This is a genomic window from Cytobacillus horneckiae, from assembly GCF_002835735.1.
Classification (GTDB): domain Bacteria; phylum Bacillota; class Bacilli; order Bacillales; family Cytobacillaceae; genus Cytobacillus; species Cytobacillus horneckiae.
Genome location: NZ_PISD01000013.1, coordinates 178,442 through 204,138, shown reverse-complemented (window position 1 = coordinate 204,138; position 25,697 = coordinate 178,442). Strand labels below are relative to the sequence as shown.

Here is a 25,697-nt window from a genome sequence, read left to right as displayed (position 1 = left end):
AACTCCCCTTTACTTGATTTTTTGACTTATTCCATACCAAATGAGGTCCATCTGTGATGAAGCCTTCGCAGTCATTTGAAACACTCTGCCTGTCACATCTCTTCTCGTGCGTTCATCGGAACCTATAGGTACAATCCCCTTCGTAATATCTGTACCGATGAGCACAACTTTTCGTTCAATATGCTCCTTCTCCCATTCTTGCCAGCCTTGCAGAAACTCTCGCCATCTTGTTAAAATTTGTTCTTGTTCACTATAAATTAATAAATCCTCTACCCAATATTCTATGCCTTCGAAAACAATTACACCATCAGAAAATTGATGTTCGGACGGATTCGGCATAGGACTTCCCTTAAAAGCAGAAATCCATAAATTCGAAAATTTATTTACTCCATATTGTTCACAGACCCACTTCGCTTTTCCGTTAAATGAGCCACCTGTAATAAAATGCATGAATCCTTCCTCCTAAAGCCTTCAAGTGAAAAGACGAGCTCAATCCCTTCAGCATATTGAACTTCCCAATCCCAAAATGATTTTTCACTTCTTACAAATGTATCAAGCAAATGGCGAATCACTCCGCCATGAGTAACGATTGCAACTCTCCTATGGCTGTTTGCAAGTGTATGCTCCTGAATCTGATTCCATGCACGATCCACTCTATCTACAAATTCCGGGAATGATTCACCTTCGGGAGGCTTAGCTGTTTGCCATTCGTTCAGCCAATTTTGATAGTGATTATCTTCTTTTAGTTGATGATATGTCTTGCCTTCCCATGCACCAAAGTTCATTTCTCGTAATTCTTTTAATAAGATTGGCTTTACCTTTGGAAATAGCCTCTCATTTGTCGTCATACATCTACCAAGATCACTTGAGAATAGCAAATCAATCGGAGCACATACCGGCTTTATTGATTCCTCCGCACATAGCGGAGAATCAGACCACCCTAGATAAGCACGATTTTTATTTGCTTCTGTTAAGCCATGGCGATATAATGCAACAACCACAGTATCATACATAATGAGAGCTCAACTCCTTCCACACTCGCACCTAGTACATCACCTGTCATTCCGCCAAACCAGCGGACCGTTTTTCTTTTTATAAAAATAAATACAATAATAGCAGTAAGACTGTAAACAATCATTGCCAATAGCGCATTCGGCAGCCATAAAACAACAGCAAGCAGAAGCAAGAGAATATACAGCGGATAAATCCACAATGTTCTCCCTTTAGCAGCTTCCTTAAACATCGTACCTAATCCATCTTTTTTCGCTGCTTTCACTTTTAAAAGCACCACGCCCATCACCATCCGGCTAAAAAAAGGAATGCAGGCAATCAAAAAAAACGTTTCAACCTGAGTCATCAGCGTTATTTCGTAAATAAAGAAAAACTTTGCACTCAGGAGAACAATGATAGACATGACGCCGAACGCCCCCACGCGCGGGTCCTTCATAATTTCAAGGCGCTTAGACTGGTCACGATAAGAAAAAAATGCGTCGCTAGCATCCATCCAGCCATCTAGATGAATACCGCCAGTAATCAAAATCATAGCCAGCCATACAACAAAGCTCGCAGTTAAAGCGGAAAACGGAAGCCATTCCATAAATAAATAAAATAAAGCAGCATAAATGAATCCCTGAAATAATCCCAAAAGTGGGAAGGTTTTAATCGATTTTTCCAAATGCTCCTTATCCATTGGCAGCTGAATCGGTATTGGAATAGACGTAAAGAACTGAATATTTATGAGCAAGCCCTTGAACCATTTCATCTTGGCACCTGATTATTCATCATGATGCCTTTCAATACTTCCCATTTTATATTTTTCTTCAAATGGTCAGCCAGCTCATCATATTTTGCATCCTTTATTTCACTTAAATATACTGCAACTCTCGCTGGCAGCCCTTTTTGATGGCGAATTTGATTGAGCCACCAATTCCGCCACTCATCATGATGAAATATATGGTGAATATATGTTCCAAATACTTTGCCATCGACTGTGAAATATCCTTCATCCTCGCCATTGTTTAACTGCAGAAAGCTATGGGTTGTTGAATGAAGCTTCGTTTCACCTAAATGAATTTCATAGCCGCTAATCGGCTGATTAAGTGTAATCCCGGTCGCATGTTGAAGCCTTCCTTCATTCTTTACCGTTCTTTTCTTAGATAAAAACGTTGTATCGGCAGGAATGATGCCAAAACCTTTTTCTACAGTACCTGCGATTCCAGTATCTGCTCCGTCCGGATCAATGAGATTTTCCCCAAGCATTTGATAGCCGCCGCATATTCCTGCGATAAAGCCGCGAGTCTGATATCGCTCAAGCCACTCATCAAACCCTTCGTCTCTAAAGTACTGCAAGTCACGAATCGTGCTCTTCGTCCCTGGCAGGATCACAGCATCCGGGTTTCCAATATCAGCTAGACGGCTGACCCACCTTATCGACACATCTTCTTCAAAGTAAAATGGTTCAAGGTCAGTATAATTCGAAATATAAGGCGGCTTTAATACCGCAATATCCACTTCTCCATTGTTCATAGACTGCGGTATTGAAAGCGAATCTTCGCCGTCGATCATATGGGAATCAATATAGGGAAGAACGCCAAGCACAGGAATCCCGCATCTTTCCTCAAGCCAGGTGATGCCATCCTCAAAAAGAGTGATATCTCCTCTGAATTTATTAATAATGATGCCTTTTACATGACTTCTTTCCTGCTCATTCATCAGTTCAAGTGTACCGACAATACTGGCGAATACACCACCTCGATCAATATCGGCAACTAATATCGCCGGTATATCGGCCAATTCAGCTACCTTCATATTAACAAGTTCTCTGTCTTTTAAGTTAATCTCGACAGGTGAGCCTGCGCCCTCCATGACGACTAGGTCGAAATGAGATTGTAAATAGTCCAAAGAAGATTCAATCGCTTCTAAACCCTTCTTATAAAAGGAATCGCGATAATCTTTGCCTGATAGCCTTTCAATGGCTGTCCCGAATAAAACCACCTCTGAGGATGCATCTGACATTGGTTTTAAAAGAATCGGATTCATCCATACACTTGCTGATGTTCTTGCTGCCTCCGCCTGGATGCCTTGAGCTCTGCCAATTTCCTTTCCATCATCTGTTACATAGGAGTTATTGGACATATTTTGAGATTTAAAAGGGGCTACCATATAGCCTTCATTTGCAAGCGCTCTGCAAATAGCGGTTGCAATCAAGCTCTTTCCTACATCTGAGGCAGTGCCCAATACCATTACACCGTTCATGCGGTTTGCTCTCCCTTCATTTTGACTGGAACGCCTGCTTCAACAAGATAAGCCTCTTCAGCAAGCTGAGTAATAAACTGATGTAGATGCCCCAGTAATTTTCCGTATGTGAGCACAAGCTCGCTTTTTTCGCCAAGGAAATCATTTAATACCTCATTGCTGACAATAATGAGTGTATCGCAAGCATTTAATATTTGAATGATTCCTTCTTTTATTGAATAGATAAGCTCATGCTGAAATTCTCTGTTATTGAAGCTTTCACTATGAAAAAACTCGTTATTTAGAAGCGTTGTTAAGCAATCCAGCAAAATAATATCATTCTGTTTAAAGCTTTCTGAGAGCTCATGCAGCGCTGTTGGCTTCTCCCAGGTCGTCCAATTGAATCCGCTCTCATCACGATCCTTTTGATGCCGTTTAATTCTAAACAGCATTTCGTCGTCGCTTGCCTGCCCAGCTGCGATATAATGAAGCGGTCCTCCTGTAATGCTGGCAGTGTGCATGGCCAATTCTTCAGCAAAGCTGCTTTTCCCACTTCGTACACCGCCTGTGACAAAAATCAGTTTTCTCGCCATTTTGTGAATGCCTCCATCAATAGAAAATTCTCATGAGGAGATTTTATAGCGAATCGAAGCCAATCTCCATCTAAACCGCGGAAATTCATCGTATGTCTAGGAATAAAACCTCTTTCTAATAAAAATAAGAATAGCGGCCGTTGGTCTGTCATGAGTGAATCTTGTAATAAGTAAAAGTTTGTATGTGTCGGAGATATATTGAAATGATTTTTATGATAAAAACGAAGCAGCTTTTCTCTTTCATTCTGAACGAGCATGCGTGTCTTCACAGCAAATGCTTCATCCTCTAAGCACCATTCGCCTGCTTTTAAGGCAATGGCATTTATGCTCCAATGAGGCTGGTATTTCTTTATATTTCGTATAACCTTCTGATTTGCCATTATATAGCCAAGCCTAATTCCTGGAATCGCAAACATTTTTGTCATAGACCTAATAATAAGCAAGTTGGAGTAGTCTTTTACAAAGGGAACGATATTTTCATAATTTGGCACAAAATCATAAAAGGCTTCATCCACAATGACTAGACAATCTGCACTTTCACCCATTTCAATCAATCGTTTGATTGTCTCCTTTGAAAAATATACGCCGGTTGGATTATTCGGATTTGTAATAAACAGTGCATCAATATCATTTAATTTCCCTTGTAACTCATCTACATTTATTTGCCACCCGTCAGGAATTAATTGAAAATATTCTACTGAACAACCATTTACTTTGCAGGCTTCCTCGTACTCAGCAAAGGCAGGCTGAACAATCATCACTCTTTTCCCCGCCAGCATTCTTCCAATCATGGAAATAATCTCTGCACCGCCATTGCCGACAAGTATTTGTGTTGGGTCTAATGCTTCCTGTTCTGAAAGCTTCAATGAAAGAGCGGCCGCATGCGGATCTGGATAATCAGCAATTACGGAAAGCAGCTCTTCCCACCTTTCTTTTATAATTGATGGAGGACCTAACGGATTAATATTTGCGCTATAATCAATTGTTTGCTGAGGCATATCCACTTGAAGCGCATCATATAAGTACTGCGGATTAGCTCCATGTACTGGCCATTTCAATGATGATTCCTCCTATCCATAATAAAAGAATAAAAAACGGCACTGTTCTTGTCACTATTTTATTAGCCAGTATGATATGACTGTTTTCAAGAGATGTGATCGGTTCGCCCATTGTCGCACGATTGGAAACCACCCCTTGATAATAATTAATGCCCCCGAGCTGAATGCCTAATAGTGAACCGACTGCCGCTTCTCCCCAGCCGCTGTTTGGACTCGGATGTTTTTTCGCATCTCTCAGCACGATTTCCCAGGCTTTTCTTTTAGTCATATATTTTGGTTTATTGACCGCCATCATGCAAAGGGAAGTAACCCGGCTCGGAATCCAGTTTAAGATATCATCCAGTTTAGCTGATGCTCTGCCAAACTCAAAATAGCGTTCATTTTTATACCCAACCATTGAATCACATGTATTTACAGCCCGATAAACCATGGCAAGTGGCGCCCCGCCAATAAGGGCCCAAAATAATGGTGCTGTAATTCCATCACTTGTATTTTCTGCGACTGTTTCCACTGTTCCTCTAACAATTTCCGGTTCTTCTAATCTATCAGTATCTCTGCCTACTATATAAGACAACTTTAAGCGCGCTCCGCTCAAATCACCGTTCTTTAACGGGTGATATACTTCCAGTGCTGCTTCCTTTAAGCTTTTTTGCGCGATGGTGGTTGAAATAATTACAGCTTCGGCAAAAACCCCTGCAATTGGATGAATCATATAACCTAGCCAAACAATTAAGAAAGTAGCGCTCCCAGCTACAAACAGGACGATGAGCAGCATCAGCATGCCTTTAAATATTTTGTTTTCTCCATTGTTTAGCTTTGTGCGCAATACTCCTATTAATGAACCAATCCATTTCACAGGATGCGGCCATTTCGGAGGATCGCCAACCATTGCATCAATGATAAATGCCATCGTAATTGCTGCTAAATGATAAGTAATCATCAATTTTTCTTCCTCTTCCTGCTCTTATGAATGGCTTCTACTGTACATTCGTACACACCTTTGCCAATCATTTTCCCTAAAGGTGTAATCGTACCGGCAAAGTCTAATCGCATCCCCTTTTGTGTTGCTGCAATAAGAATGCTGTCAGTCGACGTGCCGGTTGCAATTGTCTCCGTTACTTGATCTTTTATTTCTAAATCCATCATCGCCTTTGCCTTTGCTTCGGTGGCTGTCATAATGGATTGTATATAGGCTTCCTCTGTCAAATCTCCATTAATGAATATCCAAGTATTGATTGTACCTGGGACGATACTGCCGGCATGCAATGGTGACAGCGAGGCATCCACAGCATTGCCTACACCTGCAGTCACTACAATCAGCCCGGAAAAACCATCTGCTTCATAAAATCGGAAGGATACGTCTTCCAAATAGACAGCAGTCATCATTCCGACTGTCTCCGAAGGCTCGAATCCATGTTTTTTTAAGTAGGCGACCATTTCCTCGCGGTGATTATCGCAATTATAATTTTTATTTACATGACGGTTTACAAAGGATTGATACCATCCTGTTCCAGAACCAACCACTCCAGATGACATTGATCGCAGCGGCACATCCGATTTTAAAGCAATATACTCCATATTAAAGTGCAAATTAGACGGACCAACTACTGGAATGCCTTTACGCCTTTCCTTTCCCTTCTCTGGCAAAAGAACCAACTGCGGAGCTGGAACTTTTGGGTGCGGCTGCTTCTTAACATCCGTTTGATAAACCGTTTGAACTCTTTCTTCCTGCAATACTTCATTAGGAATATCGTTCTTTTCAATCTTACCGTTATTTAGCAAAAGAAGCTGATCGCAATACAACCCCGCCAAATTCAAATCATGGAAGATTGAAATAACAGTCAGCCCCCGATTTTCAGTCCAATCTAATAGCAAGTCCAATAATTCCTTTTGGTAGGATAAATCCAAATGATTTGTAGGCTCATCCAGCAGCAAGATTTCGGGTTCTTGAGCCAGTGCTTGCGCAAGAAAGACACGCTGTCTTTCCCCGCCTGAAAGTTCAGTGATGTGATGATGCTCAAAATGAGCCACACCTGTTTGCTCCATCACTCGCTGAACAATTTCTTCATCCTCATCTGTCCAATTCTGAAACCATCCCTTTTGATGGGCGTATCGTCCAAGAGAAACCGTTTCCTTCACTGTATAAGAAAAGCTTTGTTCTGAGTGCTGAGATAAAACTGCGATGATTTTTGCTAATTCCTTTGCTCCATAGCTCTTAATCGGCTTACCCTTAAGGAGAATTTGTCCAGAAGAGGCAGGGACAATCCCGCTTAGCATTTTTAACAAGGTGGTCTTCCCGCTCCCATTCGGACCTAAAATGCCAAATAGCTGACCCTTATCGATATCAAAACTTATATTGTGAATGACAGGCTTCCCAGCATATCCGCCGGCTAATTGTTGAATGCTATACATCATTACCCTCTTCTTTCCACTCTTCTTTTCATTAGTATCATCGCAAATACTGGCGCGCCAATTAATGCGGTAATTACCCCAATAGGCAGCTCTGTCGGTGAGATAATCGTCCTTGCAACAAGATCGGCAAGAATGAGAAAGCCGCTGCCAGTCAGAATCGATAGAGGCAGTAAATGACGATGATCCGGCCCCCATAGCAATCTTGTCAAATGAGGAATGACCAGGCCGGCAAAACCGATTGTTCCCGAAACCGCCACTGCCGCACCTGTTAATATAGAGCCGGCAAACAGAACCGTCATCTTCCTTTTTTGAACATTTACACCTATATGCTGCGCCCTTTCTTCTCCGAAAGACATTGCATTCAATTCACGGCTGTTTGCAAGCAGAATCATTGAACCAATGATAAAGAAAGGGAAAATAATTTTAATATACTCCCAGCCTCTCATTGACACGCTTCCGAGCAGCCAGCCAATGATTTGCCGCAATTCATCTCCTGTTAATGCGATCATAAGTGAAATAAATGCACCCAAGAAAGAACTGAAAATAATACCTGTTAAAATAATCGTTTCTACCTTCATTGACCGGTCAATCTGTCTGGCGAAAATTAACACAATGAAGATTGTAATAAAAGCAAAGAGGATACTTAATAATGGTAATGTAAATGCACCTGCAAACGGGATGGAAATACCGAAGAAAAGCGTTAACACAGCGCCTACCGAAGCGCCGGAAGAGACACCTAGAGTATAAGGGTCTGCAAGTGGATTCCTCAGCAAACCTTGAAAGGCAGCACCTGCAATTGCAAGTGATGCCCCCACAAGGCCAGCCAAGATCACCCTTGGCAGCCGAATATTCATAACAATGTTTATGTGCATCGGATCGACATCACCACTTAAAGATAGGCGGAAAACCTCTGATCCGATAATCTTAATAATATCCAATGCAGGAACAGATACTGTACCTATCGATATCCCCATTAACATCGCGACGATAAGAAAAATAACGGCGATGAGATAGGCTATTCCTTTATTATTTAAAAACTTCCGGGTAAATTGCTTTTGCAAGCTCCTCTACTCCTTCAACGAGCCTTGGACCTGTCCGTGTAACTTTATCTGAGTGAACATCTACTACTTGCTCATTCTTAATAGCTGTTACATCCTGCCAGCCATTACGTTTTAGTACCAGCCCGACTGCATCGTCTGTGTAATAACCATATGTAGTAATAATGACATCCGGATTTCTTTCGATGACAGATTCTTCATCCAGCTTTGGCCAGCCTTCTTCTGTAACAACATTATCCGCATGAATCAATTCAAGCATATTATTTATAAATGTATTTTGGCCTGCCGAATAAATTTCTGGTGCCCCTGATATTTCAACAAACACAGACTTTCTTTCATCCTCTGTAATATCTTTTGCCTGTTTTTCAATCGAAGCAAGCTTCTCTTCCAAATCATTTACAAGCTCATCAGCTTCCTCGCTCGCACCTGTAGCTTGTCCAATCATTTTTATCGATTCATACACTTCTTCAAAATTTGCAGCATCGTTGACAATAATCACCTTAATGCCTGCGCTTTCTAATTGTTCCAGCCCCGCTTCACTATTGCGTGCGCCTGAATTATGCGCTAACACCACATCTGGATCTAATGAGATGATTTTTTCGACGTTAAATTCTTGCCCGCCAATCTTTTCTTTATCATTTACTTCTTCTGGATAATTATCAAAATCAGATACTCCTACTACCTTCTCCCCTAAACCCAATTCAAAAGCAATCTCAGTATTGCTTGGAATAAGTGAGACGATTTTCTCTGGTTCTTCTTCAATAACTACCTCTTGATCTGAAGCGTCAACAATCGTTACTGGAAACTCAGCTTGTTGTTCGCTTTCTTTAGTCTGCTGGCCATTTTGTTCTGTGGAATCGCTTCCACATCCAGCTAAAATCCCCCCTGCTACTATCATAGCAAGCAATAATGAATAGAGTTTCTTCATCTCTTTCATCCCCTTTTCAAGTTTATCTTACATTACTAGCACCATGCATCTTTATTAGCCATTTAGACTAAAATAAAAAACATCCCCATAACGAAACGGAGATGTTTGGATGGCATAGTAAAAATGAAAAGTCAAAACCTGGCCCAAACACCTCCTATCCTCGTAGGAAAAAATGGTGCTTTACTAGATTCAGGCAGGTCTCCTGGCTTATGGATATTAACTGGCTGCGCCTTCCCATATACATACAGTGGCATAATTGCAGAAAGTAAACCATTTACAGTGGCGGGACCGCGTTGGATTTTCACCAACTTCCCTATTAAGTCATTACAAAATAACACCTGATCTTATAAAAAAATATATAATTTTCTGTCTGTTCTATTATACATCAGTTCTATAGGTCACGCACCAACGTTTTCCGTTTTCAGCATCCTGTCACTTGCCATTCCCTTGTTTTTTTATCAAATACAAGCATTGCTTCACAAGGACTTTGCGCGGAGGTCGCTACAAATTCGTCATACATTTCATCCATATTTGTAAAATCGCCTATAGACCAAAGCGGAATACTAATCTTCGCTCTTGTTTGTTCACAATCACTAAGTGAAATCACTAAACCTTCCTTCATGAGGTTTTTGAGCGCTAGTATACTCTCTTGCGGCACGGAAGGGTACGACTTCTTTTTCTTTAATCCAAGAATAGACTTCTCTACTTTCATTTGCTCCATTTTAATCGGAATGACATCGCCAAGCATTCGATAAAAATCATTGAAATCACGGTAATACACCTTATTCAACCAGCCATCATCATGAGCAAGATACACATAGCGATTGCTTAAGTGATTATAAAACGGCTTCCGTAAATGCTCCTTTGTATGACCGATATATAAAAGTTCTGCAATGACCTGGCCTGGAAGTTCATTTAATGCTTCCTCTTCTTCAAAATCAATCCAGCAGAAATCACCGTATCCATAGACATCATCCTCAGCCAATTGTGTAAGATAATCCCGAGAAACAAATTCGAACATTGTATGCATGTTCATTTCACCTTCTTCAAACTGATGCTTTAAAAGAAGAAGGTTATTCATCGTCTGCGACAACGAATAAGTAAATTCGGAAAACTCAATACCATATGAGATGACATATTGATCCTTTTCATTTAAAAGAAGATAGATGTGGTCTCGAATCCCATGATTTCTCTTTTTCAATTTTGAAACCTCCGAATGCAAAATTAAAAGCAACTTCACTTTCCCTTTATTAGTGCATTAAAAATAAGCTTGAATAAACAGAGTACATGATAAAAAAACAGCTTTAAAAGAATAAGCCAAACGTAAAAAAAGCCAGCTAATCGCTAATATTTTTCTAACATATTATTTGAATAAGCATATTTATATTTAGAAGCAATTATACAGCAATATGAATAACTATTTTAACCGAATCATATCTTCATTTTATTTTAACAAATATCAGGAAAATCGGTTATTAAAAAAACATTACATTTTCCCTACCACTTTTCCATTGACATACATTTTCTTTACAAAGTGATTTTGTTCTTCTATAAAGTGATTATTTTTTATTATGATCAATGGTAAGATAATCGTGGAACAATTTTGGAAAGGCTGTTGGTTGATTTCTACTCCAGATGCTCGCTTTTTTCGCGATGCACCAGCGAGACTCAATCAACATTTAAACAGTTTTAGCGTTTAAAAGTTATCATCTCTTAGAAAAAAGACTTTGGAAAAGAATGAATGAGTGGAACAATTGCGGATGACGCAAGATATAAAATGGCATTTAAAAATGCCAACGCCTTTCTTCATCCTGGCAAGCAACAATACTTTCAGCAGAAAGGACGTGAGAATGTTGATTCATAATATGACTGAAAATCAAATTACACTATTAGTTATCAAATCTTTAAAAGAAAACAAAAAGAAAGAGTTTGAACGAATATTAGACGAGCTACAGCCGTATGATATTGCACAAGTCTATGATGCACTTCCGGAAAAGCATAAAAAGCGTTTCCTATTATTTATGAATACCGACCGCCTTGCTGATCTTCTTGAGGAGCTAAATAAAGAAAAACAGCTAGAGGTATTAAATAAACTCGAAATTGAACGAACAGGAAAAGTCCTTGATTTAATGGACAATGACGACTTGGCGCTGCTGCTTGATGATATGTCTCCTGAAAGAATCACATCTCTCTTGTCAGGTATGAAGAAAAGCGAGTCGAAAATCATCCAGGACATGATGAATTATCCGCCGGAAACTGCCGGCAGGCTTATGACAAACCGCTTCGTTTGGATTCGTGACTATTATACAGTCCGGGAAGCTGTAGATAAATTAAAAAGCTTTGCTGAGTATGCAGAAACAATCAATTATCTTTATGTTATTGATCAGGAACGAAAGCTCGTTGGAGTTGTGTCCTATCGCGACTTACTCATTGCAGAACCATTAGATATTATTAATGAAATTATGTATGAACGTGTCATAGCAGCCACCGTCACTACAGACCAGGAAGAAGTTGCCAATATGGTACAAAAATATGACTTCCTCGCCATTCCTGTAGTAAATGAAGAGAATGTACTTATGGGAATAGCAACGGTCGATGATTTAATGGATGTCGTTGTTCAAGAGGCAAATGAAGATATCGAGAAGCTATCCGCTTCAGGTAAATCCATTGATTTCGATACGAAAGCTTTCGTAGCTGCCTATAGACGTTTACCATGGCTCATCCTGCTTCTATTTATCGGCATTATCTCAGGCAGTATTATAAGCGGGTATGAAGAGACCTTGGCTCAAGTAGTGGCTCTCGCGTTCTTTATGCCAATGATTTCCGGCATGACTGGCAACACCGGAACACAATCTCTTGCTGTCGTTGTTCGCGGACTAGTTTCTAATGATATTGATAAAAAAATAGTGACCAATCTCATTTTGCGAGAGTTTGGCGTTGGCTTAATTATCGGTATTACATGTGGAATTTTAATATCACTTATCGCATATTTCTGGCAAGGTAATGCAACTCTTGGCCTTGTCGTCGGCTTTTCGTTATTCTTGACATTAATTATCGGAACGTTATCAGGAGCTATTATTCCTCTTATCCTTTATCGATTGAATATTGATCCGGCAATCGCATCAGGACCGCTCATCACAACATTAAATGACATCTTCTCCCTTGTTACTTACTTTGGGATCGCAACAATGTTTCTTAGCCGGCTCACATGACACACGGAGTATTTCGTGTGTTTTTTTTATCCATTTATTTATAAAAAATAGAAACTATTATGATTCGGGACACGTCTATATAGTGATAAAAAATAAAGTATGCCCCTACAGAAAATAACATTGTAGAGGCATGTTTTCTCTGATAGGATAAACTTGTCAATTAAATAATCATTTTTACTCATTCAAATATAAAGAAGCTAGGTGTTTGTAAAATGAACCCAAAGAAAAAAGTGGCTGATCGGTTCGACTGGACATTATGTCTTATATTATTTTTGTTTTGCCTTGTTAGCTGTGCAGCCATTTATAGTGGACAAGCAACAGCACAGTATCCAGGGAATTTTGTACTGCAGCAAGTTATTTATTATATCATCGGCGCCGGTATTATCGCTGGCGTCATGTATTTTGATACCGAGCAAATCAGACGAATAACATGGATTCTTTTTGGAATCGGAACCGCGCTCCAAGCTGGACTTTTTATTGCACCGGAAAGCATTGCTTACGAAGTCAAAGGGGCAAAGCTTTGGTATAACGGAATAGATGGGCTTCCATCTATTCAGCCATCTGAATTTTTTAAAGTATTCTTAATACTGGCATTGAGCAAAGTCATTGTTGATCATACGGCAAAGACAGCAAACAAAACGTTAAAGACAGACTTTATCCTTCTAATTAAACTTGGGCTGGTTACATGTGTACCACTAGGTTTAATCATTGTAGAGGATTTAGGGACTGCTCTGGTTATCATTGCAATCTTTACTGGGATTATTCTTGTCTCAGGCATATCATGGAAAATCATTTTTCCGATATACGGCTTCGGGGCAGCCTTTGGGGGAGGGATCCTCTACCTTGTAATTTGGGCGCCGGAATTTCTGGAGAAGTACTTCGAAATTGACGCTTATAAATTGGGGAGAATCTATGCCTGGCTTGACCCTTACACCCATCGGCAAGGAGATGGGCTTCAGCTCTACAACTCTTTACATGCGATTGGCTCAGGCCTGCTTTCCGGAAAAGGATTCACAGACCGTCAAGTATATATCCCCGATGTGCATACTGATTTTATCTTCAGCGTAATTGGTGAAGAATATGGATTTTTAGGAGCAAGCCTGGTTATCTGCTTATTTTTCGTATTGATTTATCATTTAACAAGAACTGCATTGGCAGTCAGTGACCCGTTTAATACTTATGTTTGCGTTGGCGTAATCAGCATGATCACCTTCCACGTATTTCAAAATATAGGTATGACGATTCAAGTTCTCCCGATTACAGGGATCCCCCTTCCTTTTATTAGCTATGGCGGAAGCTCTCTCATGGGCAATATGCTTGCCATGGGACTTATTTTCAGCATGCGCTATCATCAAAGAAGCTATATGTTCTCTGATAGCTCGAAATATTTTCGTGCATCTTGATGTTGCATATTTTTTAAAAATGCGTATAATACGTATACAATAACTAAATTCAATGACGAAGAGAGTAGACAAATACACTTTCTAAAAAGCGAGACAGGGTCGGTGAAAGCCTGTTGAAAGTCTTTTGTTGAAGCGCACTTCTTGAGAAGCACGGCCGAAAAGTTTAGTAGGTCTTGCCGGATGAATGCCCCGTTATGTGCATTCCTTGCATTAAGGGGTCCTTTTGGACAATCAGAGTGGTACCGCGGGTGATAAAGCTCGTCTCTATTTTTATAGAGACGGGCTTTTTTTATTTTTTATGGAGGTGATAAAGGTGATTAATTTTAAAGAAATGGTTAGTAAAAGCTTGCATGATTTAATCGGAGATGCCTTGGAGGTGAAAGACGTCCGCCGTTTAATAGAAACACCCAAACATAGCAGTCACGGAGATGTCGCATTCCCTTGCTTTATATTAGCTAAACAATTAAAAAAATCTCCAGCAAAGATTGCTGCAGAACTAGCCGATAGACTCTCTCATCCAATGATTGAGAAAGCGGAAGCAGCAGGGCCTTATCTTAATATTTTCTTCTCAAAACCGAATGCAAGTAAACAAATTATAACAAGCCTTGTAGCAGATGGCGAAAACTATGGAAATTCAAACCTTGGCGAAAATAAAAAAGTTGTGATCGACTTCTCTTCCCCTAATATCGCCAAGCCATTCTCAATGGGGCATCTTCGTTCAACAGTTATTGGGCACGCGCTTGCAAACATAGCAGAGAAAATCGGTTATCAGCCTGTTCGGATTAACCATTTAGGCGATTGGGGGACACAATTCGGCAAACTGATTACCGCTTATACTAAATGGGGAGACGAAGAAAAAGTTAGAAATAGCCCTATTGAAGAATTGCTTAAGCTCTATGTGCAGTTTCATGAAGAAGTAAAAGAAGAACCAGCATTAGACGATGAAGCCCGGCTATGGTTTAAAAAGCTGGAACAGGGCGATAAACAAGCCAATTTGCTTTGGAAATGGTTTAGAGAGGTCTCAATAGAGGAATTTGAAAGAATTTATCAATTACTAAATATTCATTTTGACTTTTACCATGGTGAAGCTTTTTATAATGACAAAATGGATGCTGTCGTTAAAAAGCTCGAGGACAATGGACTTCTCGAAACTTCAGATGGCGCAGAAGTCGTCCATTTGTCTGATGAACAGCTCCCACCCTGTCTAATAAAAAAATCAGACGGTGCAACCTTATACGCCACACGCGATTTAGCTGCTGCTTTCTATCGACACAATTCCTATCAATTTGAAAAAGCGCTCTATATTGTCGGCCAGGAGCAAAGCGTCCATTTTAAGCAGCTCAAAGCCGTACTTAAGAAGCTCAAAGCTGACTGGGCTGATAATATGACTCATATACCGTTCGGATTATATATGAAGGATGGAAAGAAAATGTCCACCCGGAAAGGCAGAGTCATTTTACTTGAGGATGTATTAAATGAAGCAACAAGCCTTGCAAAGGAAAATATTGAAAAGAAAAATCCACAATTGCAAAATAAAGAAGCCATTGCAAAATCTGTTGGAATCGGTGCTATCCTCTTCCATGATTTAAAAAATGACCGGATGAATCATATTGAGTTTTCACTGAATGAAATGCTGACATTCGAAGGCGAAACAGGACCTTATTTACAATATACACATGCCAGAGCCTGCTCCCTTCTAAGAAAAACAGCAGCCAAGCCTTCAATGGAAACAGGATTAAATGATGTTTATTCATGGGAAATTGTCAAATTGCTGCATCAATATCCACATAAAGTGACAGCAGCATTTACACAGCTTTCTCCTTCTGTCATTGCAAAATATTTAATTGACCTTGCTCAAGCATTCAACAAATATTATGGGCAAATTCGTATCTTAAACCATGATGCCGAACTCCCTTCAAGACTCGCATTAGTGAAAGCCACCACCATCGTTTTAGCAGACGGAATGAAGGTATTAGGGATGGACGCCCCAACAGAAATGTGAAAAAGAGGCTATAGCTACTGAAAAAAGAATTTTATTTTATTGAGGGACTTCTTTTTCGAAGATGTCCCTCCTTTTTATTGGTGAGCATCGCTTCTATACGTCTCTATCAGCTCCACTAATTTAGTAGCTTTAGAGGAAGAAATCTCTGTTATTCACCTCAAGCTCCGCGATTTTTGCTGCTTTAGAGGAAGAAATCTCTGTTATTCACCTCAAGCTCTACGAATTTTGCTGCTTTAGAGGAAGAAATCTCTGTTATTCACCTCAAGCTCCGCGATTTTTGCTGCTTTAGAGGAAGAAATCTCTGTTATTCACCTCAAGCTCTACGAATTTAGCTGCTTTAGAGGAAGAAATCTCTGTTATTCACCTTAAGCTCCGCGAATTTTGCTGCTTTAGAGGAAGAAATCTCTGTTATTCACCTCAAGCCCCGCGATTTTTGCTGCTTTAGAGGAAGAAATCTCTGTTATTCACCTCAAGCTCTACGAATTTAGCTGCTTTAGAGGAAGAAATGGTGGTTACACATGAAGAAAGGCGAGTGATGCTGCTTTAGGTGTATAAAATTGTATGGTAATAATATGTCGATTCTTTTCGGCACTTTATTTCCTCTTTAAAATGACAAAAGCTGTCCTATCTTTCAGGACAGCTGTTATTTTAGTTTTCCCGCAGTTCCAGTCTATGTTTGCGCAGTCTCATCAATGAAGTAATGAAGAAGAAGAATAAAAACAGCGAAACAACGATTAATCCCATTACATTTAAATGAAAGGCTTTTAAAATGACACTTACTAATGTAGAAACATATAAGCACCCTAATAGCAGTGTAATCTCTCTATTCAAAAAGATATTTGTCAGTTTGGCGCCAAATTGTGATCCTAGCAGACCGCCGGCAAGAAGGACTAAGCCAACTGCATAATTGATGCTAACAGATGATGAGTAAGTAAAGAAACCTGCTGTTACAATCATCAAGACAGCAAATAGGCTTGTCCCAACTGCTTTTTTCGGCATAAACCGTAGAAATGCTACTGTGAGAGGCACCATAATAAAGCCGCCGCCGACCCCCATGGATGTTGATACAAACCCAGCAAAGAATCCGATGGCGATCATTTTAATTAGCGATGTCAATGCTGACGGAACTGCCTCACTTTTAGAATGTACACTTCCTTGTCGCAGCATTTGTATCGAAAAATACGAAAGAAGAATCACATACATAAATGGTATCGCCCATTCATCCATATGATTACGCTCCAAAAAGACGACAAATGGATGGGCAACCTGTGTCGCCGCTATACCACTTACACCAAGGATGAGACCTTGTTTCCATTGAATATTTTTATATTTAATATGACCGATAATGCCAGACACTGAGCTCCCGATTGTGAATAACAGGCTTGTTGTGATTGCCTCTATAGGCGCATAGCCAATAAGCATGAGAAACGGTGTTAAAATAAATCCTCCGCCAATGCCAAAAAATCCTGATAAAACACTAATTAATGCCCCTAGTATAAAAAATAATAGATATTCCATTTTTTATAACCTCACTTTTATCCCGCATTAGCGGGCAGTAAAACCACCACTGATGGAAGTTTCACTTGATCAATATGTACATTATAACAATGATTCTGATTATTAGTAATTAAAAATAAAAGCATACATATAATCATAGTGGACAACCTCCAACTAAGTAAAAGGAGCAAAATTTCATGTCGCAAATTATCCATATTATAAAAGAATGGTTAATGGAATATGGCGTTTTTGGACTTTTTATCGTCTCATTTGCAGATTCATCCTTCTTCCCAATTCCTCCCGATGTCCTGCTTATTCCTATGGGTATTGCCGATCCGGATAATGTACTCTGGTATGCCTTTTTAACCACATTCGCCTCTGTCATGGGAGCGATATTTGGCTGGTACATCGGCTTTAAACTAGGCAGGCCGGTTTTAAAGCGGTTATTCTCTGATGAAAAAATAGATAAAGTTGAATATTATTATAACAAGCTTGGCCCGATTGCCATATTGATTTCCGCCTTTACGCCCCTTCCTTACAAAATCTTTACGATATTTTCCGGCATCTCCAAGCTTCCGTTAAAAGTGATCGTATTTTGGTCGGTTATTGGCAGAGGGGCAAGATTTGGCCTGGAGGCGGCACTCATCATCAAGCTCGGAGCCCATGCCGTTCCTTTTTTTAAAGAGCATTTTTCTCTCTTAACTATCAGTTTTGGGATACTCTTTATTCTCTTTTATATAGTTTTTCTCATTTTTAAGAAAAGACCAAATTAAAACAAATACTAAATTATAATTATTATAAATAAGTATTGATTTTAATTTAAAAGCTGTTATAATTAAGACAAGAAGAAAATAAAGAAGGGAATTGATTAAATGATTACATTAGATACAAAATTACACACAGCATTAAATACACAAGTCGCAAACTGGAGCCTTCTGTACACTAAATTGCACCGCTTCCATTGGTATGTAAAAGGCCCTCAATTCTTTACATTACATGAAAAATTTGAAGAATTATATAATGAAGCGGCTTCTGTAGTGGACGAACTGGCTGAACGCCTCCTTACAATTGGCGGTGAACCAGTTGCAACCATGAAGCAATATCTTGAAACTGCAACTTTAACAGAAATTAACAACGAAAAAACTGCAAACGAAATGGTAGCAAGCCTCATAGCTGACTATAAACAGCTAAAAGCAGAACTGAAAGAATTAGCTGATTTAGCTGAAGCGGAACAAGCACATGCTACAAATGATTACGCAATCGGTTTAATTGAATCGCTTGATAAGCATATATGGATGTTCACTGCTTATTTGGGAGAATAATAGAAGTTAGATAAAGGCAGTATCAAAGATCACACTTTGTAATCTTTGATACTGCCTTTTTTAATGGTCCTTGATTTAAATAATCAATCTTTCTAAAATACTAAACTAACAAATCTATACAAAAGTAAATGTTAGCCGATAAACTTCTTTATCCTTCCTAAAATAAAAAAACACCAATTATTAAAGAAAATACTTTAATAATTGGTGGCTAATTTTAATCGATATTAAATAAATTGTTCTTCCTCTTTTTTCTTACTTCCTCGTTTAAACAAGCCAATAATAATACCTAGAATTACACCTATAAACGCAGGTATTATCCATCCTAATCCAACTTCATATAACGGTAGAATAGATGTAAATAATTGATCAACTGGTTTTACACCAAACCCTGCGGCATTTAATCCATCAAACACACTTACGATAAATGTGAATAACATACTCATTTGATAAACTTCCTTCTTACCGTTAATTGCATTATGGAAGAAAGTTAGTATCAATAATACGATTGCTAATGGGTAAATCGCTGTTAACACTGGTACTGAAATAGCAATCAATTGACTTAAACCGAAGTTAGCAACCGCAGCACTAAATACTGCGAAAATGATAACATAACTTCTATAGGAAATTTTAGGAAAGGTTTCATTGAAATAGGTAGCACATGAGCTAATTAGACCAACACTTGTAGTTAGACACGCAACAATCATAACACCGCTAAGTATGATACCACCAAATGAACCAAAGTAGACATTTGCTATCCCTGATAATACTGAACCGCCGTTATTTAAAATACCTAATTCCGCAACACTACTTGCCCCCATATATGCCATAGCACTATAAAAGAAAGCTAAAAGAACAGCAGCAATTAAACCAGCCTTCATTGTGGATACCATAATCACCTTACCTGATTCTACACCTTTAGAGCGAAGGGCATTTATAACAATGATGCCAAACACGAAAGCTGCTAAAACATCCATTGTTAAATATCCTTCTGAAAAACCATTAAAGAATGAATTTTCTGTATATCTTTCGATAGGCTCTTGGAATGAACCGAGTGGGTTAAAAATAGCCACAACAATTAGGAGAAGAATAAAGGTTATTTTAATAGGTGTTAAATATTTTCCTACGATATCAACAATTTTTGAAGAATTAAGCGAAAAGGACGCTGCCACTCCAAAGAAAAAGATAGAGAAAACAAATAACCCCATCGTACTCCAAGATTCTGGTAATAATGGACGAATACCAATTTCAAACGATACAGATCCTGCTCTCGGTATCGCAAATAATGGACCTATAGCTAAGTATAAAACAATTGAGAATATTAACCCGAACATTGGGTGAACTCTACTTGCCAATGATTGAAGGTCACTTTTCCCAGAATAACCTAAAGCAATAACTGCTAATAGTGGTAAACCTACACCAGTAATAACAAATCCTGCTGTAGCTTCCCAGACATTTATACCTGCTTCCTGCCCCATCATTATTGGAAATATTAAGTTGCCTGCTCCAAAAAATAATGAAAATAGCATCAAGCCTAAAATAATAATATAGGAATTTGAAACCTTTTGATTCAAATTACTACCCCTTTCTACCTCAATGTTTATTGAGCGTTATTAGCATCACTCTGACGAGATTAATTCTTCTGAAAATTTATATTTTGATATAATTTTCAAAGATTTTTCTACTACTTAAAACCATAGTAATATACAACCTTTTTAAAATAACACATCAGGATAATGAAAACAATAAATTATACCTAGAAAATATTTAACAATCAACTTGTTTTATATTAGGTCTATTTTCTTTCCATCGGAAAATGGCTTTAGAAGTTGAGACAAAAAAATTATTATCTACTGAACCACCAATTAAGAGTGTAAAACTGTGGTATGAAAGGGTTGATTTGATTCTGCTTTTTTTAGATAAAAAACCTGGCAGTTCTATTTAGTATGCCTGCTCTAAAGTATAGAAAAGTCAATTGATCACAAATGACTAAAAAATGAACCAGGCCTTGCTCGCTCTTCAATCACTAGCTAGGCTAGGAGTGTAAAAGAGGTAGTTTCGGATAAAAATACAAGAACCCTGGCACCAAGACAGCAGAACACCTGCCCATTACCTTGAACACATTGTGTTGAAGAAAACTACCCACTCTTTGTTAAAAAAAATCATCAGTTGCCGGTTCAAAATGGTCAACTGATGATTTAATAGTTTTTTACTGACTCTGTCTTGGATATTTTAATCTCTAATTAGCGAAATAGGTTCTTCAGTTTTTCAAAAAAGCCTTCTTTTTCCTCTGATTGTTTATTTGTTGTATCTGTTTCTTTTTGTTTTAAGCTGTCCGTACTTATTACAAACTGTACAGAGTCTGTTTGTTCGTTATTTTTTTCAGATACAAAAGAAACCGGTTCAAAATCAGACTTATCATACTGAGAAATCATTGAATCAATTTCTTTTTGCACTTCATCCGGGATGGCAGATGTTGCATCGTGCAATTGCCCTGTCCCATCATGTAATTCACCTGCACCGTCAGTTATTTGGCTAGCGCCTGCTGCAGCTTCTCCAATTCCAGTATGCAGTCCATTGTATGAATGAGATAATTCATTTACACCTTTTGTATATGCAGACAATCCTTCGTGAAATTGAGAATAGTTTGATGCCATCTGTCCTAAACCAGATACTAATTCACTTAAACCTTCATCCACATTTACCTGATTCATTGATTTTTCGAGACCTGCAGCTAGTGTACGTAAATGATTCGCTACCTGTCGTGTAGATTCACTAAAGGTGGATAGGCTAGGTTCTACTGCTCCAAATGCCTCTGCTGCTGCTTGGTATGCTGCTTTTACATTTTGAGCAGCTTGATAGGTTTTGACCAGTTCATTAATTACTGATTGGTCCGCATCACTCTGAGAGAGCGCCTCTATATCAGATTCCTTGATGGTAGACTCTGGTATTTGATTCATCGCAGCCTGTAATCCTTGCTTTGCTCCTCTATACTGGGAAGCGAATTGATCCATGCCATCTGCAATTTGTTCTAAGCTAGCAGCCATTGCTGGGATATTTTTATTCAATTCATCCAGCTGTTCTAACCCACTTGCTCCACTAGCATTTTTTACCTCATTTTGAATGGCTGTAAGCGCATGATTAATTTGTGAAGATGCTTTTGTCAATTGGCTGCCTGATTGATTCAGTTCATCCATCCCGCTTTTATATTGAGAAGAACCCTTCTCTAAATCATTTAGCCCTGATGCTAATTCACTCATACCATTACGTAATTGGCCTACGCCACCGTCAATTTCTCCAACTGCATCTGTTAAAGAACGAAATTCGCTTGTTAATTCATCGGTATCAGGTCCATCCACAGATATGGAGGACGGCAAAGCAGATATTTGTAACCCATCTATTTCAAAATGATCTGTTTTTGCTTTTATGGAAAACTCCTTTTCTTCCTCTGGCATCACTGTAAATGCTAATTGCTTATTCTTTCCAGAATTAGCTACAGTTGCATCTCGTGCTTTAATATTCTTAAATTTATCCGTATTTAAAGGAAGAGAAATTTGCAGCATGTAATTTTCAAAGAAGGTTGGTGGGACAGATTCCGTCTTCTTTACAGCTATTTTTATTTCTACCTCTCCAGATTTTCCAATTAACTCTTCTGCTTTTACCTTACTGTCATCCAAATAATACTCCAATGTAAACGACCATGGCAGCTGAATATTGTCAGAAAGATTTCCCTGATAATAAAACATATCTGTCTCTGCATTTATCCGTATTTTGTTATTATCCTGGGCAATGGCAGACGTGTCTGTTAGATTTTTAACCTCACTATAATGGCCATAGTCCTCAATTATTCCTGGTCTGTCTAGTTCAAATGCATTGACTACGTATATTTCTTCCAGACTGCCACTTGCTTGTAAATTTGCGTAGACGATTTCATTTTTATTAGCGATTTTCCCTGCTTCCGCATTTTCTCTGCCAGTTTTCTTCAAAGAACCAGAGTCTGCATATGTAATGATTACTGGGAAGAAAAAGATGGCTAATGTAAGCCCTATCCATTTAATTGTCTTCATGCTTATCCCCCTTATAAAAGTTCATGCGAAGCGAAGTTTTCTGAATGGTTTTATCGCCAATGAGGAGCAATGCCGGCAGGAAGGTAATCACTAATATAAACGCTAACAAGGCTCCTCTTCCTAAAAGCAACCCGATTGAGCCAACAATTGGATTGGAAGATGTCATCCATAGAATAAAGCCAACACTCGATAAGATGGATGCTGATACTGCAATTGAAAACAACTTATCGTCGATTGTCTTTTGAATTGCAGGTAAAGCAGCCATGTCCTGTCGATAATGTTTGTATGTTTCGGTTAACAAAATGGCATAGTCGACAGTCGCAGCTAGCTGAACGGTACTAACGATTAAATAACCGATAAAGACTAAAGGCGTGTCCGTAAAGTATGGAACCGCTAAGTTAATCCAAACCGCGGATTGAATTGTAAGCAATAAGATGACTGGTATAGAGATGGAACGAAAACTAAGCAGTAAAACCATACCAATCGTTGCTACGGTAAGAATATTTACTAATTGGTTATCCTTCGTCACTGTTTCCTTCATATCAAACAAAGCGACACTCTCTCCAAGAGTCAAGGCTGCCTCACCATAATAGGCAGAAGACACTTCACGGACATTCTCTACGATGCTAAAAGGCAGCTCTCCTTCTGTCCCGGCATCAGTGTTGATAATCATTCGACTAAAATTCTCAGATAGAAATTGGTCTGTCATGGTATCCTCTAAGTAATCATGTGGAATGGTGCTTCCAATCATATTGGCATAGCCAACGACGGCAGAGACATGATTCATTTCCTCAATCACTTCGATCATCTCTTGTTCTTTACCGACATCATCATTTGGAACCAATAATACGATCGATGTAGATTCTCCAAATATTTCTTCTATTTTTTTTATATCCGTACCTAAGCGTGTATTCTCTGGTTGCTCCCCCATTCCATAGGTAAAAGCTGTACTATTTTGCGCTAAAAAACTGGGCACGATCATGACAACAACAAGTGCAATTGCAGGGAACTTTAACTTCAACAGCTTTTCTCCCACACCTTTAAAGGGAGGAATAAGCGGCCTATGCTCTGTTTTTTCAATCCAACGATAAAATAGTAAAGTCAACGCAGGTAAAAACACCATTACACTGATAAAGCTCAACACAATCCCTTTTACAAGATTTAGACCTAAATCAGAACCAATTTCAAAATCCATAAACATTAAGGCTGTAAATCCAAAGAAAGTTGTTAATGCACTGGAGCTAATGACAGGAAATGATTCTTTCATTGCCCGCTTCATCGCTTCATTTGGTTTATATCCTTTATTCCGATAATCTTGGAAACTATGAAGCAGGAATATCGCATAATCCAGCGAGACAGCTAATTGCAATATTGGAGCAACTGACTGTGTAACAAAGGAAACTTCGCCGATGAAGACGTTCGTTCCAAGATTAATCAGTACCGATACCCCGATTGCTGTTAAGAAAAACACCGGCTCTACCCAGGAGTTCGTAGATAATACTAATATGATAATGATTATTGGGACGAGCAATGCCGCTGCATAAAGTGTCTCTTTGCCAGTCATCTTTTGTTGTGCAGCTGTATTTACCGCTTCACCAGAGATGGCATTCTTGTCTCCGATTAAAGCATATATACGATCTGTTGCCTCTACTTCTTTCCCACTTTCTATCGTTACGGAAAAAAGTGCTTTTCCGTCCTTATAATAGCTTTCTACTGTTGAAGTATCTGCAACCTCTATAGGGGTCCTAAGGTCTACAACATCATCTAACCAAAGCACCTCAGTAACTCCATCAATCGATATTAATTCATCTTTATAATTAATAGCTTCTTGTATCGTGACATCCTCAATCATTACTCTTGTATTTGGAACGCCACTTGAGAATTCCTCTTCCATTACATTCAAAGCAATTGTTGATTCTGCTTCTTCAGGCAAATAATCCTGCATATTATAATTGACATCGACAAAGAGAAAGGCAATGGAAGAGATGACCGATAAGATTAGAAAGACAATGGCCACTGACTTTTTGAAACGTATAATCGTATTTATCATTGTGACTTCCCCATATCTTGATGATTTAGTTTTTTTACATTATCATTATATAAACATCATGTTAGTTAAACAACAAACAGTTGGTTAAAATCTGTTATTTGGACAACAGTTTTCTAATTATTGTTGGATAACGTAAATGAAAGGGTTCTTACGATGGAGAAAAAAATAGATCGCCGAAAAAAATATACAAGAATGGTATTGAAGGAAAGCTTGATGAAGCTTCTTCATAATAAACCGATTGCATCTATAACCATAAAGGAAATATGTGAGTTAGCCGACATCAATCGGTCTACATTCTATAGCCACTATTCTGATCAATATGATTTACTGTATAAAATAGAAGATGAAATCATTCAGGAATTAAATCAAACATTGCTCCAATATGATTATAAAAAGAAGAAGGAAATGTTTGCGATGACTAAATATTTGCTGGATTACGTATTTAGCAGAAGTGAACATTTCAGAATCCTTTTTAGTGATAATGGCAATAAGGGGTTTCAGCATCGTGTCATGGAAGCCGCTCAAACGCATATTATGACTAATCTAGAAGAGAATCACGTTTTAACCGCTACCCCCAGTTCAAAATACATCACATTATTTGTCATTAGCGGCAGCATTCACGTCATCGAAAAATGGTTAAGCAATGGAATGATGGAGTCTACAGAGGAAATGACAAAGATCATCACTGAAATAAGTAATAATGGTATGTTACATTGCTCACTCGATTGAGATCGTGAATATCGGAGGGTAGGTAGCAATTTCAGTGGAAAGATGATTTTATGACCTTTCAAAAATGGTATTTGTCCATTGATGGATGCTATTTTAGGATTCAACCTTTCCATTAAATACCTCGTAGAAAGAAGA

The 25,697-nt window shown here is 38.7% G+C and carries 22 protein-coding genes, 1 riboswitch and 1 other annotated feature; of the genes, 7 read left to right on the top strand and 15 right to left on the bottom strand.

Annotated elements, in window-relative coordinates; genetic code table 11:
• Positions 1 to 9 precede the first annotated feature (9 nt).
• The 11 genes from CWS20_RS07680 to CWS20_RS07630 form a co-directional block, all read right to left on the bottom strand.
• Positions 10 to 450 (bottom strand): bifunctional adenosylcobinamide kinase/adenosylcobinamide-phosphate guanylyltransferase, encoded by a 441-nt coding sequence (locus CWS20_RS07680; protein WP_066194230.1) that lies wholly within the window; start codon positions 448 to 450, stop codon positions 10 to 12.
• On the bottom strand, positions 384 to 1,013 hold the full coding sequence (locus tag CWS20_RS07675; protein ID WP_066192901.1) for a histidine phosphatase family protein: 630 nt from the start codon (positions 1,011 to 1,013) through the stop codon (positions 384 to 386). The genes CWS20_RS07680 and CWS20_RS07675 overlap by 67 nt, the downstream gene beginning before the upstream one ends.
• The gene (gene cobS, locus CWS20_RS07670; RefSeq protein WP_066192899.1) at positions 971 to 1,762 is read right to left on the bottom strand and encodes an adenosylcobinamide-GDP ribazoletransferase; all 792 of its coding nucleotides are present in this window, start codon (positions 1,760 to 1,762) and stop codon (positions 971 to 973) included. The genes CWS20_RS07675 and cobS overlap by 43 nt, the downstream gene beginning before the upstream one ends.
• The gene (locus CWS20_RS07665; protein ID WP_066192897.1) at positions 1,759 to 3,255 is read right to left on the bottom strand and encodes a cobyric acid synthase; all 1,497 of its coding nucleotides are present in this window, start codon (positions 3,253 to 3,255) and stop codon (positions 1,759 to 1,761) included. The genes cobS and CWS20_RS07665 overlap by 4 nt, the downstream gene beginning before the upstream one ends.
• Entirely contained in the window at positions 3,252 to 3,827 is a 576-nt protein-coding gene (locus CWS20_RS07660; RefSeq protein WP_066192894.1) for a bifunctional adenosylcobinamide kinase/adenosylcobinamide-phosphate guanylyltransferase, read from the bottom strand. The genes CWS20_RS07665 and CWS20_RS07660 overlap by 4 nt, the downstream gene beginning before the upstream one ends.
• Positions 3,812 to 4,885, bottom strand: coding sequence for a threonine-phosphate decarboxylase CobD (cobD, locus tag CWS20_RS07655; RefSeq protein WP_066192893.1), 1,074 nt, complete (start codon positions 4,883 to 4,885; stop codon positions 3,812 to 3,814). The genes CWS20_RS07660 and cobD overlap by 16 nt, the downstream gene beginning before the upstream one ends.
• Positions 4,860 to 5,825 carry an adenosylcobinamide-phosphate synthase CbiB gene (cbiB, locus tag CWS20_RS07650; protein WP_066192890.1) on the bottom strand — a complete coding sequence of 322 codons (966 nt, stop codon included), beginning with the start codon at positions 5,823 to 5,825 and terminating at the stop codon, positions 4,860 to 4,862. Before cbiB ends, cobD begins: the two co-directional genes overlap by 26 nt.
• A complete protein-coding gene (locus tag CWS20_RS07645) occupies positions 5,825 to 7,297 on the bottom strand; it encodes an adenosylcobinamide amidohydrolase (RefSeq protein ID WP_066192889.1) in 1,473 nt (490 codons plus the stop codon). Before CWS20_RS07645 ends, cbiB begins: the two co-directional genes overlap by 1 nt.
• A 2-nt stretch (positions 7,298 to 7,299) precedes the next feature.
• Positions 7,300 to 8,358, bottom strand: a complete 1,059-nt coding sequence (locus tag CWS20_RS07640) for a FecCD family ABC transporter permease (protein WP_101226259.1) — start codon at positions 8,356 to 8,358, stop codon at positions 7,300 to 7,302.
• The gene (locus tag CWS20_RS07635; protein ID WP_101226258.1) at positions 8,324 to 9,283 is read right to left on the bottom strand and encodes a helical backbone metal receptor; all 960 of its coding nucleotides are present in this window, start codon (positions 9,281 to 9,283) and stop codon (positions 8,324 to 8,326) included. The genes CWS20_RS07640 and CWS20_RS07635 overlap by 35 nt, the downstream gene beginning before the upstream one ends.
• Positions 9,284 to 9,458: 175 nt before the next feature.
• Positions 9,459 to 9,640: riboswitch (cobalamin riboswitch) on the bottom strand.
• A gap of 64 nt (positions 9,641 to 9,704) precedes the next feature.
• The gene (locus CWS20_RS07630; protein WP_066192883.1) at positions 9,705 to 10,484 is read right to left on the bottom strand and encodes a hypothetical protein; all 780 of its coding nucleotides are present in this window, start codon (positions 10,482 to 10,484) and stop codon (positions 9,705 to 9,707) included.
• A gap of 540 nt (positions 10,485 to 11,024) precedes the next feature.
• Here CWS20_RS07630 and CWS20_RS28940 point away from each other — a divergent pair.
• From CWS20_RS28940 to argS, 4 genes are all read left to right on the top strand, one after another.
• Positions 11,025 to 11,147 carry a hypothetical protein gene (locus CWS20_RS28940; RefSeq protein WP_276328295.1) on the top strand — a complete coding sequence of 41 codons (123 nt, stop codon included), beginning with the start codon at positions 11,025 to 11,027 and terminating at the stop codon, positions 11,145 to 11,147.
• Positions 11,137 to 12,495, top strand: coding sequence for a magnesium transporter (gene mgtE, locus CWS20_RS07625; protein ID WP_101226264.1), 1,359 nt, complete (start codon positions 11,137 to 11,139; stop codon positions 12,493 to 12,495). The genes CWS20_RS28940 and mgtE overlap by 11 nt, the downstream gene beginning before the upstream one ends.
• Before the next feature lie 212 nt (positions 12,496 to 12,707).
• Positions 12,708 to 13,898 (top strand): FtsW/RodA/SpoVE family cell cycle protein, encoded by a 1,191-nt coding sequence (locus tag CWS20_RS07620; protein WP_066192880.1) that lies wholly within the window; start codon positions 12,708 to 12,710, stop codon positions 13,896 to 13,898.
• A gap of 43 nt (positions 13,899 to 13,941) precedes the next feature.
• Positions 13,942 to 14,167: a binding site (T-box leader), on the top strand.
• 47 nt (positions 14,168 to 14,214) lie between these two features.
• Positions 14,215 to 15,900 carry an arginine--tRNA ligase gene (gene argS, locus CWS20_RS07615; RefSeq protein ID WP_066194227.1) on the top strand — a complete coding sequence of 562 codons (1,686 nt, stop codon included), beginning with the start codon at positions 14,215 to 14,217 and terminating at the stop codon, positions 15,898 to 15,900.
• A 648-nt stretch (positions 15,901 to 16,548) separates the two neighbouring features.
• Here argS and CWS20_RS07610 read toward each other — a convergent pair.
• A complete protein-coding gene (locus tag CWS20_RS07610) occupies positions 16,549 to 17,418 on the bottom strand; it encodes a sulfite exporter TauE/SafE family protein (protein ID WP_066192878.1) in 870 nt (289 codons plus the stop codon).
• A gap of 176 nt (positions 17,419 to 17,594) precedes the next feature.
• Here CWS20_RS07610 and CWS20_RS07605 point away from each other — a divergent pair, with 176 nt between their 5' ends.
• Together CWS20_RS07605 and CWS20_RS07600 are read left to right on the top strand one after the other, a co-directional pair.
• Positions 17,595 to 18,170 (top strand): YqaA family protein, encoded by a 576-nt coding sequence (locus CWS20_RS07605; protein ID WP_066192877.1) that lies wholly within the window; start codon positions 17,595 to 17,597, stop codon positions 18,168 to 18,170.
• Between the two features lie 99 nt (positions 18,171 to 18,269).
• A complete protein-coding gene (locus CWS20_RS07600; RefSeq protein WP_066192875.1) occupies positions 18,270 to 18,719 on the top strand; it encodes a Dps family protein in 450 nt (149 codons plus the stop codon).
• 224 nt (positions 18,720 to 18,943) lie between these two features.
• On the opposite strand, the gene brnQ is transcribed toward CWS20_RS07600, so the two are convergent.
• From brnQ to CWS20_RS07585, 3 genes are all read right to left on the bottom strand, one after another.
• Entirely contained in the window at positions 18,944 to 20,290 is a 1,347-nt protein-coding gene (gene brnQ, locus CWS20_RS07595; protein WP_083957232.1) for a branched-chain amino acid transport system II carrier protein, read from the bottom strand.
• Positions 20,291 to 20,959: 669 nt separating this feature from the next.
• The gene (locus CWS20_RS07590; protein ID WP_066192873.1) at positions 20,960 to 22,783 is read right to left on the bottom strand and encodes a YhgE/Pip domain-containing protein; all 1,824 of its coding nucleotides are present in this window, start codon (positions 22,781 to 22,783) and stop codon (positions 20,960 to 20,962) included.
• A complete protein-coding gene (locus tag CWS20_RS07585; protein ID WP_066192870.1) occupies positions 22,770 to 24,833 on the bottom strand; it encodes an efflux RND transporter permease subunit in 2,064 nt (687 codons plus the stop codon). The genes CWS20_RS07590 and CWS20_RS07585 overlap by 14 nt, the downstream gene beginning before the upstream one ends.
• A gap of 153 nt (positions 24,834 to 24,986) precedes the next feature.
• On the opposite strand from CWS20_RS07585, the gene CWS20_RS07580 reads away from it, so the two are divergent.
• A complete protein-coding gene (locus tag CWS20_RS07580; RefSeq protein ID WP_066192868.1) occupies positions 24,987 to 25,562 on the top strand; it encodes a TetR/AcrR family transcriptional regulator in 576 nt (191 codons plus the stop codon).
• Positions 25,563 to 25,697 lie beyond the last annotated feature (135 nt).

Coding starts and splice junctions, on each gene's coding strand:
- CWS20_RS07680 (WP_066194230.1), bottom strand. CDS start 450: ATGCATTTTATTACAGGTGGCTCATTTAACGGAAAAGCGAAGTGGGTC.
- CWS20_RS07675 (WP_066192901.1), bottom strand. CDS start 1,013: ATGTATGATACTGTGGTTGTTGCATTATATCGCCATGGCTTAACAGAA.
- cobS (WP_066192899.1), bottom strand. CDS start 1,762: ATGAAATGGTTCAAGGGCTTGCTCATAAATATTCAGTTCTTTACGTCT.
- CWS20_RS07665 (WP_066192897.1), bottom strand. CDS start 3,255: ATGAACGGTGTAATGGTATTGGGCACTGCCTCAGATGTAGGAAAGAGC.
- CWS20_RS07660 (WP_066192894.1), bottom strand. CDS start 3,827: ATGGCGAGAAAACTGATTTTTGTCACAGGCGGTGTACGAAGTGGGAAA.
- cbiB (WP_066192890.1), bottom strand. CDS start 5,825: ATGATTACTTATCATTTAGCAGCAATTACGATGGCATTTATCATTGAT.
- CWS20_RS07645 (WP_066192889.1), bottom strand. CDS start 7,297: ATGTATAGCATTCAACAATTAGCCGGCGGATATGCTGGGAAGCCTGTC.
- CWS20_RS07635 (WP_101226258.1), bottom strand. CDS start 9,283: ATGAAGAAACTCTATTCATTATTGCTTGCTATGATAGTAGCAGGGGGG.
- CWS20_RS28940 (WP_276328295.1), top strand. CDS start 11,025: ATGAGTGGAACAATTGCGGATGACGCAAGATATAAAATGGCATTTAAA.
- CWS20_RS07620 (WP_066192880.1), top strand. CDS start 12,708: ATGAACCCAAAGAAAAAAGTGGCTGATCGGTTCGACTGGACATTATGT.
- CWS20_RS07610 (WP_066192878.1), bottom strand. CDS start 17,418: ATGGAATATCTATTATTTTTTATACTAGGGGCATTAATTAGTGTTTTA.
- CWS20_RS07605 (WP_066192877.1), top strand. CDS start 17,595: ATGTCGCAAATTATCCATATTATAAAAGAATGGTTAATGGAATATGGC.
- CWS20_RS07600 (WP_066192875.1), top strand. CDS start 18,270: ATGATTACATTAGATACAAAATTACACACAGCATTAAATACACAAGTC.
- CWS20_RS07590 (WP_066192873.1), bottom strand. CDS start 22,783: ATGAAGACAATTAAATGGATAGGGCTTACATTAGCCATCTTTTTCTTC.
- CWS20_RS07585 (WP_066192870.1), bottom strand. CDS start 24,833: ATGATAAATACGATTATACGTTTCAAAAAGTCAGTGGCCATTGTCTTT.
- CWS20_RS07580 (WP_066192868.1), top strand. CDS start 24,987: ATGGAGAAAAAAATAGATCGCCGAAAAAAATATACAAGAATGGTATTG.